At 48.1% G+C, this 14,482-nt stretch carries 15 protein-coding genes and 2 tRNA genes; 1 reads left to right on the forward strand and 16 read right to left on the reverse strand.

Annotation, left to right across the window (positions count from 1 at the left end; all coding sequences use genetic code 11):
- From rlmB to ACR0QT_RS00200, 10 genes are all read right to left on the reverse strand, one after another.
- Window positions 1-741, reverse strand: coding sequence for a 23S rRNA (guanosine(2251)-2'-O)-methyltransferase RlmB (gene rlmB / locus ACR0QT_RS00155; protein WP_432628905.1), 741 nt, complete (start codon window positions 739-741; stop codon window positions 1-3).
- On the reverse strand, window positions 738-1,139 hold the full coding sequence (locus ACR0QT_RS00160; protein ID WP_432629089.1) for a Mini-ribonuclease 3: 402 nt from the start codon (window positions 1,137-1,139) through the stop codon (window positions 738-740). Before ACR0QT_RS00160 ends, rlmB begins: the two co-directional genes overlap by 4 nt.
- A 119-nt stretch (window positions 1,140-1,258) precedes the next feature.
- Window positions 1,259-2,668, reverse strand: coding sequence for a cysteine--tRNA ligase (gene cysS, locus ACR0QT_RS00165; RefSeq protein WP_432628906.1), 1,410 nt, complete (start codon window positions 2,666-2,668; stop codon window positions 1,259-1,261).
- 242 nt (window positions 2,669-2,910) lie between these two features.
- Window positions 2,911-3,447, reverse strand: coding sequence for a 2-C-methyl-D-erythritol 2,4-cyclodiphosphate synthase (gene ispF / locus ACR0QT_RS00170; RefSeq protein WP_308451119.1), 537 nt, complete (start codon window positions 3,445-3,447; stop codon window positions 2,911-2,913).
- 136 nt (window positions 3,448-3,583) lie between these two features.
- Window positions 3,584-4,510 (reverse strand): diacylglycerol/lipid kinase family protein, encoded by a 927-nt coding sequence (locus tag ACR0QT_RS00175; RefSeq protein ID WP_432628907.1) that lies wholly within the window; start codon window positions 4,508-4,510, stop codon window positions 3,584-3,586.
- A gap of 138 nt (window positions 4,511-4,648) precedes the next feature.
- Window positions 4,649-5,302 (reverse strand): phosphatase PAP2 family protein, encoded by a 654-nt coding sequence (locus tag ACR0QT_RS00180; protein ID WP_432629090.1) that lies wholly within the window; start codon window positions 5,300-5,302, stop codon window positions 4,649-4,651.
- 259 nt (window positions 5,303-5,561) lie between these two features.
- A tRNA-Met gene (locus tag ACR0QT_RS00185) sits at window positions 5,562-5,635 on the reverse strand.
- A 17-nt stretch (window positions 5,636-5,652) separates the two neighbouring features.
- Window positions 5,653-5,725 (reverse strand) — tRNA-Val (locus ACR0QT_RS00190).
- A gap of 278 nt (window positions 5,726-6,003) precedes the next feature.
- The gene (locus ACR0QT_RS00195) at window positions 6,004-7,023 is read right to left on the reverse strand and encodes a glycosyltransferase family 2 protein (protein WP_432628908.1); all 1,020 of its coding nucleotides are present in this window, start codon (window positions 7,021-7,023) and stop codon (window positions 6,004-6,006) included.
- A 14-nt stretch (window positions 7,024-7,037) separates the two neighbouring features.
- Window positions 7,038-7,862: a CPBP family intramembrane glutamic endopeptidase gene (locus ACR0QT_RS00200; protein ID WP_432629091.1), complete on the reverse strand. Its 825-nt coding sequence runs from the start codon at window positions 7,860-7,862 to the stop codon at window positions 7,038-7,040.
- Window positions 7,863-8,257: 395 nt separating this feature from the next.
- Here ACR0QT_RS00200 and arcC point away from each other — a divergent pair, with 395 nt between their 5' ends.
- A complete protein-coding gene (gene arcC / locus ACR0QT_RS00205; protein ID WP_432628909.1) occupies window positions 8,258-9,196 on the forward strand; it encodes a carbamate kinase in 939 nt (312 codons plus the stop codon).
- A 229-nt stretch (window positions 9,197-9,425) separates the two neighbouring features.
- Here the strand turns inward: arcC and ACR0QT_RS00210 are convergent, their stop codons facing one another.
- The 6 genes from ACR0QT_RS00210 to ACR0QT_RS00235 all read right to left on the reverse strand — a co-directional run bounded on the left by ACR0QT_RS00210 (window position 9,426) and on the right by ACR0QT_RS00235 (window position 14,178).
- A complete protein-coding gene (locus tag ACR0QT_RS00210) occupies window positions 9,426-10,376 on the reverse strand; it encodes a TIGR03943 family putative permease subunit (RefSeq protein ID WP_432628910.1) in 951 nt (316 codons plus the stop codon).
- 14 nt (window positions 10,377-10,390) lie between these two features.
- Entirely contained in the window at window positions 10,391-11,659 is a 1,269-nt protein-coding gene (locus tag ACR0QT_RS00215; protein ID WP_432628911.1) for a CobW family GTP-binding protein, read from the reverse strand.
- A gap of 118 nt (window positions 11,660-11,777) precedes the next feature.
- On the reverse strand, window positions 11,778-12,164 hold the full coding sequence (locus ACR0QT_RS00220) for a metal-dependent transcriptional regulator (RefSeq protein ID WP_432628912.1): 387 nt from the start codon (window positions 12,162-12,164) through the stop codon (window positions 11,778-11,780).
- 230 nt (window positions 12,165-12,394) lie between these two features.
- Complete coding sequence (locus ACR0QT_RS00225) at window positions 12,395-12,664, reverse strand: transcriptional repressor (protein WP_432627087.1); 270 nt, start codon at window positions 12,662-12,664, stop codon at window positions 12,395-12,397.
- A 452-nt stretch (window positions 12,665-13,116) separates the two neighbouring features.
- The gene (locus ACR0QT_RS00230) at window positions 13,117-13,545 is read right to left on the reverse strand and encodes a flavodoxin (RefSeq protein WP_432628913.1); all 429 of its coding nucleotides are present in this window, start codon (window positions 13,543-13,545) and stop codon (window positions 13,117-13,119) included.
- 42 nt (window positions 13,546-13,587) lie between these two features.
- A complete protein-coding gene (locus ACR0QT_RS00235) occupies window positions 13,588-14,178 on the reverse strand; it encodes a DUF3793 family protein (protein ID WP_432628914.1) in 591 nt (196 codons plus the stop codon).
- Window positions 14,179-14,482 lie beyond the last annotated feature (304 nt).

The following is a 14,482-nucleotide window of genomic DNA, read 5'->3' on the forward strand; positions in this document are numbered from 1 at the left end:
TTAATTCATTCTCTGGCGCACAATCTCGTAGGCAAGCACACCCGCTGCGACAGACGCATTCAGAGAATCGATATCGCCCTTCATCGGGATCGACGCAATCATGTCGCACTTCTCGCGGACAAGTTTGCCAACGCCATTTCCCTCATTTCCGATCACAAGACCGATCGGTCCCTTTAAGTTCAGCTTGTACATCAGCTCACCGCCCATATCGGCGCAGACAAACCACAGACCGCGCTTTTTCAGATCCTCGATCGTGTTTGCAAGGTTCGTCACGCGGGCAACCGGCGTGTAGTTGAGTGCACCTGCTGAAGTGCGGGCAACCGTCGCCGTCAGACCGCTTGCGCGATGCTTCGGAATGATGACTCCGTGTGCTCCGGCAAGGTTTGCGGTACGGATGATCGCGCCGAGGTTGTGCGGATCTTCGATTCCATCAAGCAGGAAGATAAACGGCGGTTCGCCCTTCTCCTCCGCAAGTTTCAGAATGTCCTCGACATCTGCATACTCATAAGCCGCTGCATAGGCGATCACACCCTGATGTTTTCCAGTGTCGGACATCTGGTCGAGACGCTCTCTTGCGACAAACTGAATCACGGTGTCGTGCTTTCTCGCCTCGCGCACAATCGTCTGCACCGGACCGTCCTTGCAACCATCCTGAACAAACAGCTTGTCGATCGGTCTTCCGGCACGAAATGCCTCCAAAACTGCATTTCTGCCCTCTATTGTAAATTCCTCGTATCTCATTCAATTTCTCCTATTTTCTCAAATCCGTCGTGCACCAGTTTGAGCACGCGGTCATAACGACCCATCAGGTACAGATAGCCCATCAGAGCCTCAAATCCGGTCGCCATCCGGTAATCAATCATCGTCGCATGCTTTGCCATCGTCGCAGAGCGCGCATTTCGTCCACGGCGATAAACCGCAGACTCCTCCGGTGTCAGCTCATCCATCAGAAGTTTTGCAAGATTCGCCTGCGTCTCCGCCTTTACGAGGCTTGCACTCTTCTTGTGCATCTTGTTGACCTGCATGCTTCCGTGGCTGACAACGCGGGTGCGGACGAGAATCTCATAGACTGCATCGCCGATGTAAGCGAGGACAAGCGGTGAGTACGTCCGCACATCCATCTTTGGAAGTGCAAGCATCGCGGTGAGATTTGCCTGAACCTGCTGTTCCAACTCGGTCTGCTCCAACTCAGTCTGCTCTACCCCAGTCTGCTCGATTCCTGCCTCAGCCGGACTCTGCACGGTCTGATTTTCTTTCTTTACGCTCTCTTCCATTTTACACCCTCTCTGGTATCCTCAAGGATGATGCCCATGTCGAGCAGTTTCTGGCGGATCTCATCTGCCAGTGCGAAGTTGCGATCCTTTCTTGCCTGCTGACGGTCCGCGATCATCTTCTCGATCTCCTCGTCGAGTGCCTCGTGATGACGCTCGGTCACAATTCCGAGAACCTCACAGAGCTTCTCAAGCTCCGTCTTCACAAGCTCCACATAAGCCTTCGAGCTGTTCTCCGTCACAGTCGTGTTTGCGAGTTTTACCAGCTCAAACAGAGCAGAAATCGCATCTGCGGTGTTGAAATCATCGTCCATTGCGGACTCAAACTTGCCGACAAGCTCATTTACGGTCTGCTCAAAAGTCTTCTCCTCCTCGCTCAGATCAGCTCCCTCTGCCTTTCCTGCCAACTCTTTGACGCGCTCTACTGCGGTCAGGATACGCTCAAGACCATTCTTTGCGGACTCCATCAGATCAGCGCTGAAGTTCAGCGGACTGCGGTAATGTGCGCTCAGCATGAAGAAACGAAGCACCTGAAGATCATACTTCTCGCCGATCTCGCGAACGGTGAAGAAGTTGCCGAGAGACTTGGACATCTTCTTGTTGTCAATGTTTAAGAATGCATTGTGCATCCAGTAATTTGCGAACTTCACGCCGTTTGCACACTCGGACTGTGCGATCTCATTCTCATGATGCGGGAAGACAAGATCCTCACCGCCGGCATGGATATCGATCTGATCGCCAAGGTAACGCTTCGCCATCACGGAGCACTCGATATGCCAGCCCGGACGACCCTTGCACCATGCAGAATCCCAGTACGGCTCGCCTTCCTTCTTCGGCTTCCAGAGCACGAAATCGGAAGGATCTTCCTTGTTCTCCTCACCGGTAACCTTCAGCTCACGAAGTCCCGACTGCATCTCATCGAGGTTCTTGTGGGAGAGCTCACCGTAGTTCTTGAAGGAACGGGTGCGGAAGTAAACGGTTCCGTCCTTTGCGACATAGGCATGTCCCTTCTCAATCAGCGTGCCGATCATGTCGAGCATGCCCGGGATCTCCTTCGTCGCCTGCGGATGAGTCGTCGCCGGCTTCACGTTCATATCTGCCATATCCTTCTTGCACTCTGCGATATAGCGGGTGGAAATCGTCTCTGCGTCAACACCCTCCTCGTTTGCCTTCTTGATGATCTTGTCATCGACATCGGTAAAGTTGGAAACGTAGTTGACCTCGTATCCCTTATACTCAAAATATCTACGAACGGTATCAAACACGATCATCGGACGTGCATTTCCAATGTGAATGAAATTGTATACAGTCGGTCCGCACACATACATTCTTACCTTTCCCGGCTCGATCGGCACAAATTCTTCTTTTCTCTTTGATAAGGTGTTATAAATTTTCATATTTTTCTCCTCACTCAATTTTTCTGTTCCTGTACCACATAGAGGTTTTCGTTCCCTCTGCTCAAAAACTTCTCTGAGCCCAAATCTCTAAATCCAAATCTCTGAATCCGAACAAAAACCTCTATTTCTCGTCTCACTTCGGTCCTGCACGCGACCGAACGACTTCCTGATCTTTAAGATTCTGATTTTTAATACTCTGATCTTTGGTATTCTGGTCTTCGGTATTCTGGTCTTTGGTGTTCTTATCCCTGACAGCCCGGACAGCTACAGGCACGCCCCTGTTCCCGGTCATCGACAGCCAGCTCCCTGCCCTTTGCGAGCAGTGCAATCGCCTGAGAGGAAATGCCCTCACCCGTTCCGGTGAATCCCAGTCCCTCCTCGGTCGTCGCCTTGACGCTGACCTGGCTGACCTCAATGTGAAGTGCCTTTGCGATGTTCTCTGCCATCTGCGGGCGGTACGAAGCCAGCTTCGGGCGCTGTGCAATGATCGTCGCGTCGATGTTCTCGATCACATATCCATTCTCCTCAAGCAGTTCTCCAACCTTTTCCAGAAGTTCAATGCTTGAAATTCCCTCATATGCCGGATCGGTGTCCGGAAAATGCTGTCCGATATCCCCGAGTGCTCCTGCGCCGAGAAGCGCATCCATCACTGCGTGCACCAGAACATCTGCGTCCGAGTGACCGAGAAGTCCCTTCTCATACGGAATCGTCACTCCTCCAAGAATCAATTTGCGTCCCTCTACCAGTCTGTGCACATCATATCCCTGTCCAATTCGCATTTTCTTTCTTCTCTCCTTACTATCACTATCGTTCTCGTTCGTCTCGCCATTCCCCTTATTCTGACCCAAAGACTCTTCTCGCCAAATCCAAGTCTTTGCGAGCGTCGACTTGAATCATTTCTCATATGATCATTTCTTATACGATCATCCTCAACTTTTTCTCCACACATCGAAGATGAAGATCCGTCTGGAACAGGCAACTCTCTCCGTCCGTATGAACCGGGAGCGGGCGATCCACATGAATCAAAAGTTCCCGGCACTGATAATGACGCACACCACGGCGCTTGCCCTTCCAGCCAAGCATCGCATCTAAGAGCGCGCTAAACAGATCTCTCCGGTGTGCATTGTGCACGACACGCACTTCAAGGAAACCATCGTTGTAAGATGCTTTTGGCGCAACCCGCACTCCTCCGCAATCAAACGGATGAATATGGGCCGAAATCGTACAGATATGATTAAACTCAATTCTTCTCGCCCCGTCAAGCACAATATATCCGCGCGTCGGTTTGACGCGAACCAGTTCAATCAGCGCAATCAGAAAATATCCCAGCCGTCCCGGTCTCAAAGGCGAAATCCCACCGCGCCTCATAAATTCAAGTCTCTTGTGGCAGATCGCCGCATCCAGACCAATTCCACTGCTGATCAGAAATCTCCGGTGCTCCGGCTCATTCTCCCCGTAAGAAAGGATTCCATAATCCATGTAGCTGTGATATTTCGGATTTAAAATTTTTTTCAAACAGCGCTCCGGACTTCTCGGAAAGCGAAGGCTTCTCGCCAGATCGTTCCCCGTTCCGGCAGGAATATATCCCAAAGTAACTCCACTGCAAAAAGAAAGTCCATTTAAGATTTCATTGAATGTTCCGTCCCCGCCAACGGCAATGATCGTGTGCGGTTCCCGGCTCTCTTCCGTCAACTGTTGTGTAAATGTTCTAGCGTCTCCCGGTTGTTTCGTAATGTACACTTCATAGTCAATTCCGTACTTTTGGATCTCCTGTTCCAGCCTATTCCATACCTTTTGTCCGATGCCTCTGCGGGCTTTCGGATTTACGATAAAATAGTACATGAAAACCTCCCAGTAATTACTATCCTTTAGTATATCATAAAAATCAGAAAACTCCTAAGAAAATTTCTATGAATTGAACAGGGGAGCCTCCGATTCCTCAGAGACTCCCCTTCGTCACATCTTTATTATCTGATTTTATTACCCAATGACTTTCTGTCGCTCGGACTTATTCTCCGTGTAAACCGGACCGTAGACAAACGGATACAGGACATATCCCAAGATAAATGCCCCGAGAACATCGATCACCGAGTGCTGTTTTAAGAATACCGTCGCCAGGCAGATCGAAACCATGAGCACGAGAGAACCTCTGCGAACCCACTTCTTTCCCTTGAGCACCCGGCTGTTGCACACCGCAAAATGAACTCCCAGCGAGTTGTACGCGTGAATGCTCGGAAATACATTCGTCGGTGTATCTGCCTTATGAATCATCTGCACAAGCCAGCAGAAAATATTCTTGTTTGGATCTACCGCCACCCTCACATCCGTTCCATTCGGGAAAAAGGTACAGATCAGTAGGCAGATCGTCATTCCCCCAAACAGAAACGTGCAGATCCGATAATATTCTTCCTTGCTTGTGAAAAAGAAAAACAGGACCGCTCCCGACACATACAAAAACCAGAGCAGATACGGCACAATAAAGTACTCATTAAATGGAATGAGATCATCCAGCCCCGCATGAGTCACGATATAATCGCCGGATACCGTTCTCTCCAGATAATAAAACCACGGCAGATAGATCAGGATATATCCCATTACCCAGACATGCCCATATTTTTTTACCAGATTTTTCAAAAACATTTTCACTTGTTTTGCCTTTCTGGATTTCTTTCCCAAATCAAACATGATGGCCTCCCTTCCTGCCCCATCACAACTTTTCAACGCTTCCCAACAAACTCTTTCCTATCTTTTTTAACTTTACAATCTTAACTTTCTCGGATTATATCACAACCATTTTCTCTGTACAAGGGAGTTTCTAAAAAGTTAAGAAACAAGTATTTTTCTTTTAGAAACGAAAAAAGCACCTGCCATTTTGCAAGTGCTTTTCCAATCATAGCGGAAGGGAGATTCGAACTCTCGACACTACGGGTATGAACCGTATGCTCTAGCCAACTGAGCTATTCCGCCATATTCTCAAAAAAGTATGGGGCCTATAGGGCTCGAACCTATGACCCTCTGCTTGTAAGGCAGATGCTCTCCCAGCTGAGCTAAGACCCCATATCGCAGTCTCAAGTGTCTCACTCAAGACTGCTTCCATAGTATAACAATCATTGTGCCAATTGTCAAGACTTTTTACACAACTTTTTTATTTTTATTCGCCTAGTATCTTTCCAGAACTCTGTAAGGCGAGAACGTGCAGGCAAACCCGTGTGAAATGTCGGTGTTTAGATCGCGTATTTTGCGATCTTATGCACCGCTACATTGAATCCGGAGTGCGAACGTGTTTGCATGACGTTACTCGCCGTCAGAGTTTCAAAAAGCAAAACAAAAAGCAATTAATTAAATCCAAAAAACTTCTGGCTGATCTTGTATCCGGCGATCGACACGGTGCGTCCACTCTTGCCCGGCAGATTCATGCTCTGTCCAAGGAATCCCCAGCGCAGGCGCATAAACAGCGGAAGATCCGTCTTTCTTAAATCCTGCCACAGCTGTTTCTTCTTCTCCATGTTCTCATCGCTTCCGGACTTGATCGCAAGGATCGAGCAGATCGTCATCATGATCTCGAGATAGCGAACCATGTAATGACGCAGTTTAAAGCTCGTGATCTTTGCCTTCTCATAGCTGTCAAGCATCAGACGGGTCACACGAATCTGCTGGTCGATTCGTCCAATCATGACCTGCTCATTGACCGACTGATCGGATCTTCCGATGAAGTAGCGGTAGAAATTCACATCCAGGTAGTAGAACGTCTTCACATACGGAAGTGGCTGGAACACAAAGAGGTTATCCACATAGAACGTGTGCTTCGGAAGCTCCAGACCGCACTCTCTGAGCATCTCCGTGCGGTAAATCACCGAGTGCATCAGAATGTACTGTCCCAGCATGAAGACCTTCACATCGTTCCACCCGCAGAGCTGACGTTTCGGAAGTGCAGTCTTATACTGCATCACGCGCTTGTGCTTTGCTCCCTGCTTCTCATAGACAAAGTTCGTGATCAGCATGTCGAGGGTCTGTTTTCCCATAACAAACTCGCGGAGCGTCTGAAGCACCTGTGCATAGGCCTCCTCATTGACCCAGTCATCACTGTCCACAACCTTGAAATAAATACCGGTTGCAGCGCGAAGTCCCGCATTGACTGCCTCTCCGTGGCCACCGTTTTCCTGATGAATTGCCCGGCAGATTCCCGGGTACTTTGCCTCATACTCATCCGCAATCTGTGCCGTGTGATCCTTTGTGGAACCGTCGTCCACGATCAGAATCTCGACTTCATCTCCTCCCGGAAGCAAGGTATCGATGCAATGGCGCATATATGCCTCCGAATTGTAGCATGGAATTGCTATGGATAATAATTTCATAATTTAAATTCCTTTCATCTTTCATGGGGAATCTCAGCTCTCCTGCCCTTCCCCATCTGATAAAATGCGATCGCCGTCAGGATTCCCCCGACTACCGCAGTGACTGCCATCCCAAATCCCGAAGAAATTCTCCGGTCGAGATCAAGCATTGTCAAAAAAATCGCCGTCAGATTCGCTGTTCCGTGAAAAATCCAGGCATCTCTCAACCCGCCCAGTTCATAAGCCCCTGCAAGAAAAACTCCCATCAGGCAGGCATAGATTCCCTGAATCAGATTTCCATGAAACAGCCCAAAATATACGGCTGAAATCACTACCGCTCCCGCAAACGGCAGTTCTCGGCGAAGGCTTCCGTATGCCATTCCCCGAAAAATAAGTTCCTCTGTAAGCGGAATCACGATTCCGGTACAGATCACCTGCGTCCCAATCGCAGGCTGATACAACAGTTCTGATGTCGCCTGGTATCCCGTCTTCGGAATTGGAAGGAGGAGCAAAAGATGATTCAGACACAGACAAGTCCCAAAGCCCGCAAGCAGAAGCCAGATCACATTCTGCCTTCTCATTCCCAGTTTCATCCCACTGCCTGAAACTCGCTCCGTTTGCCCTATTTGCCCTGTCTGCTCTATCTGCTTTGTTTTCTCTGTTTGTTCGATTCTCCTGTACCAAAATCCAACTCCGATTGCAGTGATTCCTCCCGCCAGAGCTGTCAGAGGAAGGACTTCCCGCGCGGTCGGCTCTGCTCCGGTTGCCAAGCTCCAGCCCTCCATCACCAGCCATACAGCCATTTCATACAGCAAGAGTGATCCAAACATTTTCCATGCCAGGCTCAGAAAACGGCGCATTCCCTCCACCTTACATCCTCCCATTTGTTTCTTTGTGTTTTTCACCACGGTATCATACGAAATTTTCCTTTCAGAAAATTTCTCCCTGTGTACAGTAACACTGCGGGTTACAGTTCATGTGTTACATAAACTGTAACCGGATTTTGCCGATGCTTCGCATTCCAAATCGGCAAAATCTGCTACCACCACGGTATCATACGGAATTTTCTGTTCAGAAAATTCCTACCCGTGTACAGTAACACTGCGGTCAGTATAACACAAATTGGTTGCTTTTTTCCAGTAGAAACACTATAATATTCTTATAATTTACGCCGGCAAGATGTTTCATCCATAAAATTCATTAATATTTCATATTCCGCAGAAGACGCCGGATCTCCGCAGAAAGAGGTATGCATATGGCAAAGAAAAGAATCGTCATGGCCCTTGGCCACAACGCATTGGGAACGAATCTTCCTGAGCAGAAGGCAGCAGTAGGCCCGACCGCTCGGGTAATCGCAGATTTTATTCAGAATGGCTGGCAGGTTGCGATCGTACACAGCAACGCTCCGCAGGTTGGCATGATTCATACCGCAATGAATGAACTGTGCAAGAATCACGCAAGTGAGGGATATACACCGGCTCCGATGTCTGTCTGCTCTGCTATGAGCCAGGGTTATATCGGATACGATTTACAGAGCGGAATCCGCTCCGAACTGCTCAGACGTGGAATTTACAAACCAGTTTCCACGATCCTGACTCAGGTTATGGTAGATCCTTATGATGAGTCTTTCTATAACCCGATTAAGAAGATCGGCCGTTACATGACAAGAGAGGAAGCCGATGCCGAGGAGGCAAAGGGCAACTATGTGACCGAGGTTCCGGAAAAGGGATTCCAGAGAATCGTCTCCTCCCCGAAGCCGGTTGCGATCGTAGAGATCGATGCCATCCGCGCTCTGCTTGACGCAGACCAGATCGTCATCTCCTGTGGCGGTGGCGGTATCCCGGTTCTTGAGCAGGGTTCCAACTTAAAGGGCGCAAGTGCTGTTATCGAGAAAGATCTGACAAGCGGACTTCTCGCAAAGGAAGTTGACGCCGATGTCCTGATGCTCGTCACAACCGTCGACAACGTCATGCTTAACTACGGCACTCCGGATGCAAAACCGATCGAGCACATGACTGTCGCTGAGGCTGAGGAATACATCCGCCAGGGTCAGTTCGAGAGTGCTTCCATGCTTCCGAAGGTCGAGGCTGCTCTCTCCTTCATCAAGGCAGGCAAGGGACGCAGTGCAATCATCACCTCGATGGAGCACGCTCAGGACAGCATCAGCGGACACGCCGGAACCACGATCGAGTAACTCAAGTAACCGATTCGTAACGAGGCAACGACTGCGTTACAGACATAAACAAGTTCGTGATCCATCACAAAAATACCACGTCTGATCTCATCAATCAAACGTGGTATTTTTATTTGTGCATTTCTTTATATGTTTCTTCTCTTTATGTGCTTCTTCACAATGGATTTCTCTACCATGTGTTTCTTCACACAGTTCTCTGCAAAATCACAGACTTACCAATCAAACGAAATTAGCCGAACTGTACAACATCCTTGATCGGCTGTGCCGGCTCAACAGACTCTGCATAGAGCACAGGTCCCTTGCCGTCGTAATCCTGCCAGAATTCCAGTTCCACTCTCGCGCGAACCTTCACCCACTGCTTCGTCTCCAGATTCTTCGCCTCTTTCGCCTTGCAGATGTAGCCGAGGAAGGTCATATCCTCTGCACAGCAGGTCATCGCCATACGTCCCGGAACGAAATAGTTCTTCGGGAAGTTCGGGGATTTCAGCACCATTCCGGTGAACTCCACAACCTTGCCCACATAGCGATCCGGCTTATCCATGCAGTCGATGTACCAGATTCCGTAGTCCTCCGGCTTGATCTCGATCACCGGTGCATTGACATCGTAAGGAAGATCCTCCTCAGAGATCTCATTGATCTCACCGTTCTCATCCTCAAAGACGATCTCACACTTCGTGTTCATCGACTTGAGCAGACGCTTATAGCGGTCAAGATCCTCAATGCCGTCACAGCGGTTGCAGATGATCAGCTCAGAATTGCGCACCATTGCAGCCAGCAGAGACTTCATATTCTTCGCATAGAGATCGAAGGTCGTCATATCCACGATCGTAATCTGCTGATAGAGATTCCAGTCGTTCGGCAGTTTCAAATCATCCTGATTCCACATGCCGTTCCACTCGATCAGAACACGCTCCGGATTGTGGAGAAGTTCCAGTTCGGTCAGACGCTCCGGATTCATCTCCTCAAGGCTGTCCACATAGACAACGGAGGTCCGGGTCTTCTTCAGCAGTTCCTCATCGTACTCATTTTCTCCCTCCTCGCAGACAATCAGAAGAGTCTTGCCCTCTGCCTGAAAGTAGTCCTGCTCCATCGTAAAAGAGAGAAATTCTGTTTTTCCGGCTTCCAGAAATCCGTTAATCAGAAATACTGGCATAACGCCATCGTCAATCGTCGGTCCCATTGATTACTCCTGTTTTAATTTTTCTTAAATGCCTTGTTCAGCTCGTCTTCCTTCAGCTTTGCACCGATTACGCACACTTTTCCGGTGTAATCCGGTGCTCCGGTACGGATCTCATACTCCTCCGGTACCAGATCGAAGTAGAACCACTCGCCCTGCTTCTCGCTGTTCGGAAGCATACCCTTTGCACGCAGAACATCGCCGTAGCCATTTCCGTAAGCAAGCTCATCAAGAATTGCCTCCAGATCTGCCTTTGTGCAAGGAATCGTGGTCTCCATGCCCCAGCTTGTGAAGACCTCATCTGCATGATGATGGTGATGATCATGTCCACATCCGCACTCGTCATCATGGTCATGATGGTGATGATGCTCGTGATCGTGATCGTCGTGATCATGGTCATGGTGATCATGTCCGCATCCGCACTCGTCATCATGATCGTGATGGTGATGATGCTCATGCTCCTCGTCGTGATCGTCATGATCATGGTCATGGTGGTCATGTCCGCATCCACACTCATCGTCATGATCGTGATGGTGATGATACTCATGCTCCTCGTCGTGGTCGTCGTGGTCATGGTCATGATGATCATGTCCGCATCCACATCCGCACTCGTCGTCATCGTCGTGATGATGGTGATGATGCTCTTCAAACTGAGCCTTTGCCTGTGCCATCAGCTCTTCCATCATCGTATCCGGCTTCTCGATCAGTTCCAGAAGCTGTACACCGCCGAGCTGTTCTACCGGGGTCGTCACGATCGTTGCGTTCGGGTTCTGCTCACGAAGCATCTTCACATCTGCCTCTACCTTCTTTGCATCTGCAACATCGGTACGGCTCAGAACGATCGTTCCTGCATTCTCAACCTGGTTGTTGAAGAACTCACCGAAGTTCTTCATGTACATCTTGCACTTGCAAGCATCTACAATCGTAACGGCACTGTTCAGCTTCACTTCCAGATTCTTGGCAACGTCACGAACTGCGTTCATGACATCAGACAGCTTGCCTACGCCTGACGGCTCAATGATCACACGGTCCGGCTGATACTTCGTCAGAACTTCCTCGAGAGATTTTCCGAAGTCACCTACCAGAGAACAGCAGATGCATCCGGAGTTCATCTCACGGATCTCAATACCGGAATCCTTCAGGAATCCGCCATCGATACCGATCTCACCAAACTCATTCTCAATCAGGACAACCTGCTCACCAGCAATTGCCTCTTTTAAAAGTTTTTTAATAAATGTTGTTTTTCCGGCTCCAAGGAAACCGGAGATAATATCAATCTTTGTCATGATTCTGCCTTCTTTCCAAATGGTTATTTTCTCACAAAATGGACGGAAAGTCAAGTTTCCGTCTCATTTCGGATTTTACAGATTCTGTTTTTCGGTTCCTGTTCAGGAAAATCCCTTCCTACGGATTGTTCTTTTCCTTCTCTTCTCGCTCAATCATATAGCGGTTGATTCCGTCGACAACATCCTGATCGAGAATGTGCTCCATTCGGCACGCATTTGCCTCCGCCTGCTCCTTCGGAACCCCGGTCACCTCCTGCAAAAATGCAGTCAGAAGACGATGACGACCATAAACGGACTCCGCCTTTGCGAGACCTTCCGGTGTCAGTGTGATCCCACCTGACGGCTCCATCTCAATAAATCCATCTTCTCTGAGTATTCCCATTGCACGGCTGACACTCGGCTTACTGAAGTTCAGCTCTCGCGCAATATCTATCGAGCGAACCGTACCCTTTCGCTCTTTCAAGATCAGTATTGTTTCCAGATAATTTTCTCCTGATTCGTGCATTAAAATCCCTCCCGCATCATACTAGCTACTATCATATACGAATTTTTCCGTTCCGTCTAGTGGTGTAATGAAAGAAAAAGAAAAACGGAATCTCCGTTCCCTCAGAAATTCCGTTTCTTTTTTTCATCCCTATATGGTTTCTCGTTCCTGCACTCTATCAAATTTTCTTTTCTCGAAAATCCTTACCCACATACAGCAACGATTCTTCCATTCTTATCTTACGAAAACCTCTATGCTGTTGCCACTGCATTGGTGCAGTCAATCCGGTACATATTCTTGCGCTGAATCAGTCCTGCCTCCTCAAGTGTCTTCACCAGGCGGTAAACCGTTGCCATTCCGATCGTCGGATCATGCTTTGCTGCGCGATAATAAATTTCCTTGCAACAGCTACATTCATCCTGAAGAATGATATCAATCAGCAGTTGTCTCTGACTGGTAATTCTACACCCGTTCTTCTTTAATTCCTGTATAATAAATCCTTTCTTAGCCTCGACAGACATGTTTTACCTCCTTCTTCTCCCTTTTTGTAAATATTCGTGTATTCGCGCAAATACGTTTTACTTTTAGATAATTCGTTTAATTGTTTCTTCTTTATCAACGTTTCTCAGTCTTACTTGAGATTGATTATCATTTTCATAGTTATCATACGCTAACTCTTTTAAAAAGTCAAGCTGATTTTTTTCATTTTTTCCCATTTTTTTCAAAAATACAACTGCACATTTTTCTTCATAAAGAAGCCTAAAAAAAGAGCGGGCAGACTCATCCTGCGTATTCCCGCAAGAAAATCTGACCGCTCAATTCTTCATTTCCAGTCTTTTGCAAGCCACTCCGGTCTTCCTCCATTTTCACGGACTTTCCCCGGACTGTCTGCACAGACGAACTCATCGTATATTTGTTTTATATTTGTTTTATATTCGCTTTATATTCGTCTTATACTTGTTTTATGATTCAATTACAGGTTTGCAAGCTCAGCACCGATTGCCTTGCACTTGTCAAGAGCCTCATCATCCGGAGTCAGGTTTGCAATGCAATCCTCTCCGCCGATTACCTTAGCGCCTGCCTCTTCCATACGGCTGGTCCAGGTGCGAATCCACTCGCCATCACCCCAGTCATAGGAGCCGAACAGAGCGATCGTCTTTCCGCTTGCAAATGCCTCTACCTGAGTTACGAAATCATCCATCTCCGGATCCAGTTCCTCAGCACCCATTGCAGATGCGCCGAGAGCAAATGCCGGTACATCCTTCAGTGCGCTTGCATCTGCGCTTGCTACCTCAACAACATGAGCGGTTGCTCCAGCGGACTCTGCGCCTGCGCCAACTGCCTCTGCCATTGCCTGAGTATTTCCAGTACTGCTCCAGTATACTACATAAACATCCTTCATTTCTGTTCTCTCCTTTTTGATTCTTTTATTTATATTTATAACTTAAGAAACTGCAACCTGACCGAGCGCATAGCCATTCATGATCTCCTGCATGGCCTGCTCCTTTGCCTCGTCATAGACACGGAAGGTTCTCTCCGCTTCCTGTGGATTATGGTAGACTTTCCAGTATCTCGATGCCAGACTGTTCTGACCGGCATTCTCAATAAATCCCTCCACATCCTCAAGCGGATACTCGAGAAGAACTCCAAGCTCATGCGGGAACTCTCCCCCTGCCTGTGCGTACAGCCGGTATCTCTCTCTCAGTCTCTTTAACACCGAGCCGACGTCAAAACAGGTATATCCATATCGGTATAAGAACTTTCGTATTTTCTCCTGACACAGATGAGTCCGCAGACGGTCAAAGCGATATAAAAACAGGACTTCCTTCACTCCGTCCGAGTACAAAGGCACGCAGACAATTCTGCTCTTCTTGAGATACGCACGGATCTTCAACCAGCTTCCCTGCTTTACGGAAATCAGATTTGACATCTTGACTCCCTTTAAAACCGGTGCACACTGCGTCACAACCTGAAAGCCCAATTTTGCTTCCGGTGTACAGTTATTTAAAAAAGAAAGCATCGTCTCAACCGGCATATCGGTTCCTCCTGTTCATTTCTTTTCCGTTCGGTTTTCCTCTCCTGTTCGGATGGATATATGTTAGCATAAGCTAACTCGTGCGTCAACGCTCTTATCCGCCACATTTTCTCAACTGAGAAAATCTAATCGTTAGAGAGTATTTTCTTTCTTCTTACGTTTTCTTATTCTTACTTTCTTATTCTTACTCTTTCTTAACGTTTTCTTACCCGTATTGATTTTCCTCTGATTTCCTGATATATGTTTTACAGAATCTTTATTTTTTATTCCATCAAAGAGATTTCGCTTTTTCACAAGAGAGGAC

The organism is Brotaphodocola sp. (assembly GCF_050873365.1).
GTDB lineage: Bacteria > Bacillota > Clostridia > Lachnospirales > Lachnospiraceae > Brotaphodocola.

Excerpts from the sequence above, each read along its gene's own strand:
- ispF (WP_308451119.1), bottom strand. The coding sequence starts at position 3,447 with ATGCGAATTGGACAGGGATATGATGTGCACAGACTGGTAGAGGGACGC.
- ACR0QT_RS00235 (WP_432628914.1), bottom strand. The coding sequence starts at position 14,178 with ATGCCGGTTGAGACGATGCTTTCTTTTTTAAATAACTGTACACCGGAA.
- arcC (WP_432628909.1), top strand. The coding sequence starts at position 8,258 with ATGGCAAAGAAAAGAATCGTCATGGCCCTTGGCCACAACGCATTGGGA.
- ACR0QT_RS00220 (WP_432628912.1), bottom strand. The coding sequence starts at position 12,164 with ATGCACGAATCAGGAGAAAATTATCTGGAAACAATACTGATCTTGAAA.
- ACR0QT_RS00195 (WP_432628908.1), bottom strand. The coding sequence starts at position 7,023 with ATGAAATTATTATCCATAGCAATTCCATGCTACAATTCGGAGGCATAT.
- ACR0QT_RS00225 (WP_432627087.1), bottom strand. The coding sequence starts at position 12,664 with ATGTCTGTCGAGGCTAAGAAAGGATTTATTATACAGGAATTAAAGAAG.
- ACR0QT_RS00210 (WP_432628910.1), bottom strand. The coding sequence starts at position 10,376 with ATGGGACCGACGATTGACGATGGCGTTATGCCAGTATTTCTGATTAAC.
- ACR0QT_RS00200 (WP_432629091.1), bottom strand. The coding sequence starts at position 7,862 with ATGCGCCGTTTTCTGAGCCTGGCATGGAAAATGTTTGGATCACTCTTG.
- rlmB (WP_432628905.1), bottom strand. The coding sequence starts at position 741 with ATGAGATACGAGGAATTTACAATAGAGGGCAGAAATGCAGTTTTGGAG.
- cysS (WP_432628906.1), bottom strand. The coding sequence starts at position 2,668 with ATGAAAATTTATAACACCTTATCAAAGAGAAAAGAAGAATTTGTGCCG.
- ACR0QT_RS00160 (WP_432629089.1), bottom strand. The coding sequence starts at position 1,139 with ATGCTTGCACTTCCAAAGATGGATGTGCGGACGTACTCACCGCTTGTC.
- ACR0QT_RS00215 (WP_432628911.1), bottom strand. The coding sequence starts at position 11,659 with ATGACAAAGATTGATATTATCTCCGGTTTCCTTGGAGCCGGAAAAACA.
- ACR0QT_RS00230 (WP_432628913.1), bottom strand. The coding sequence starts at position 13,545 with ATGAAGGATGTTTATGTAGTATACTGGAGCAGTACTGGAAATACTCAG.
- ACR0QT_RS00175 (WP_432628907.1), bottom strand. The coding sequence starts at position 4,510 with ATGTACTATTTTATCGTAAATCCGAAAGCCCGCAGAGGCATCGGACAA.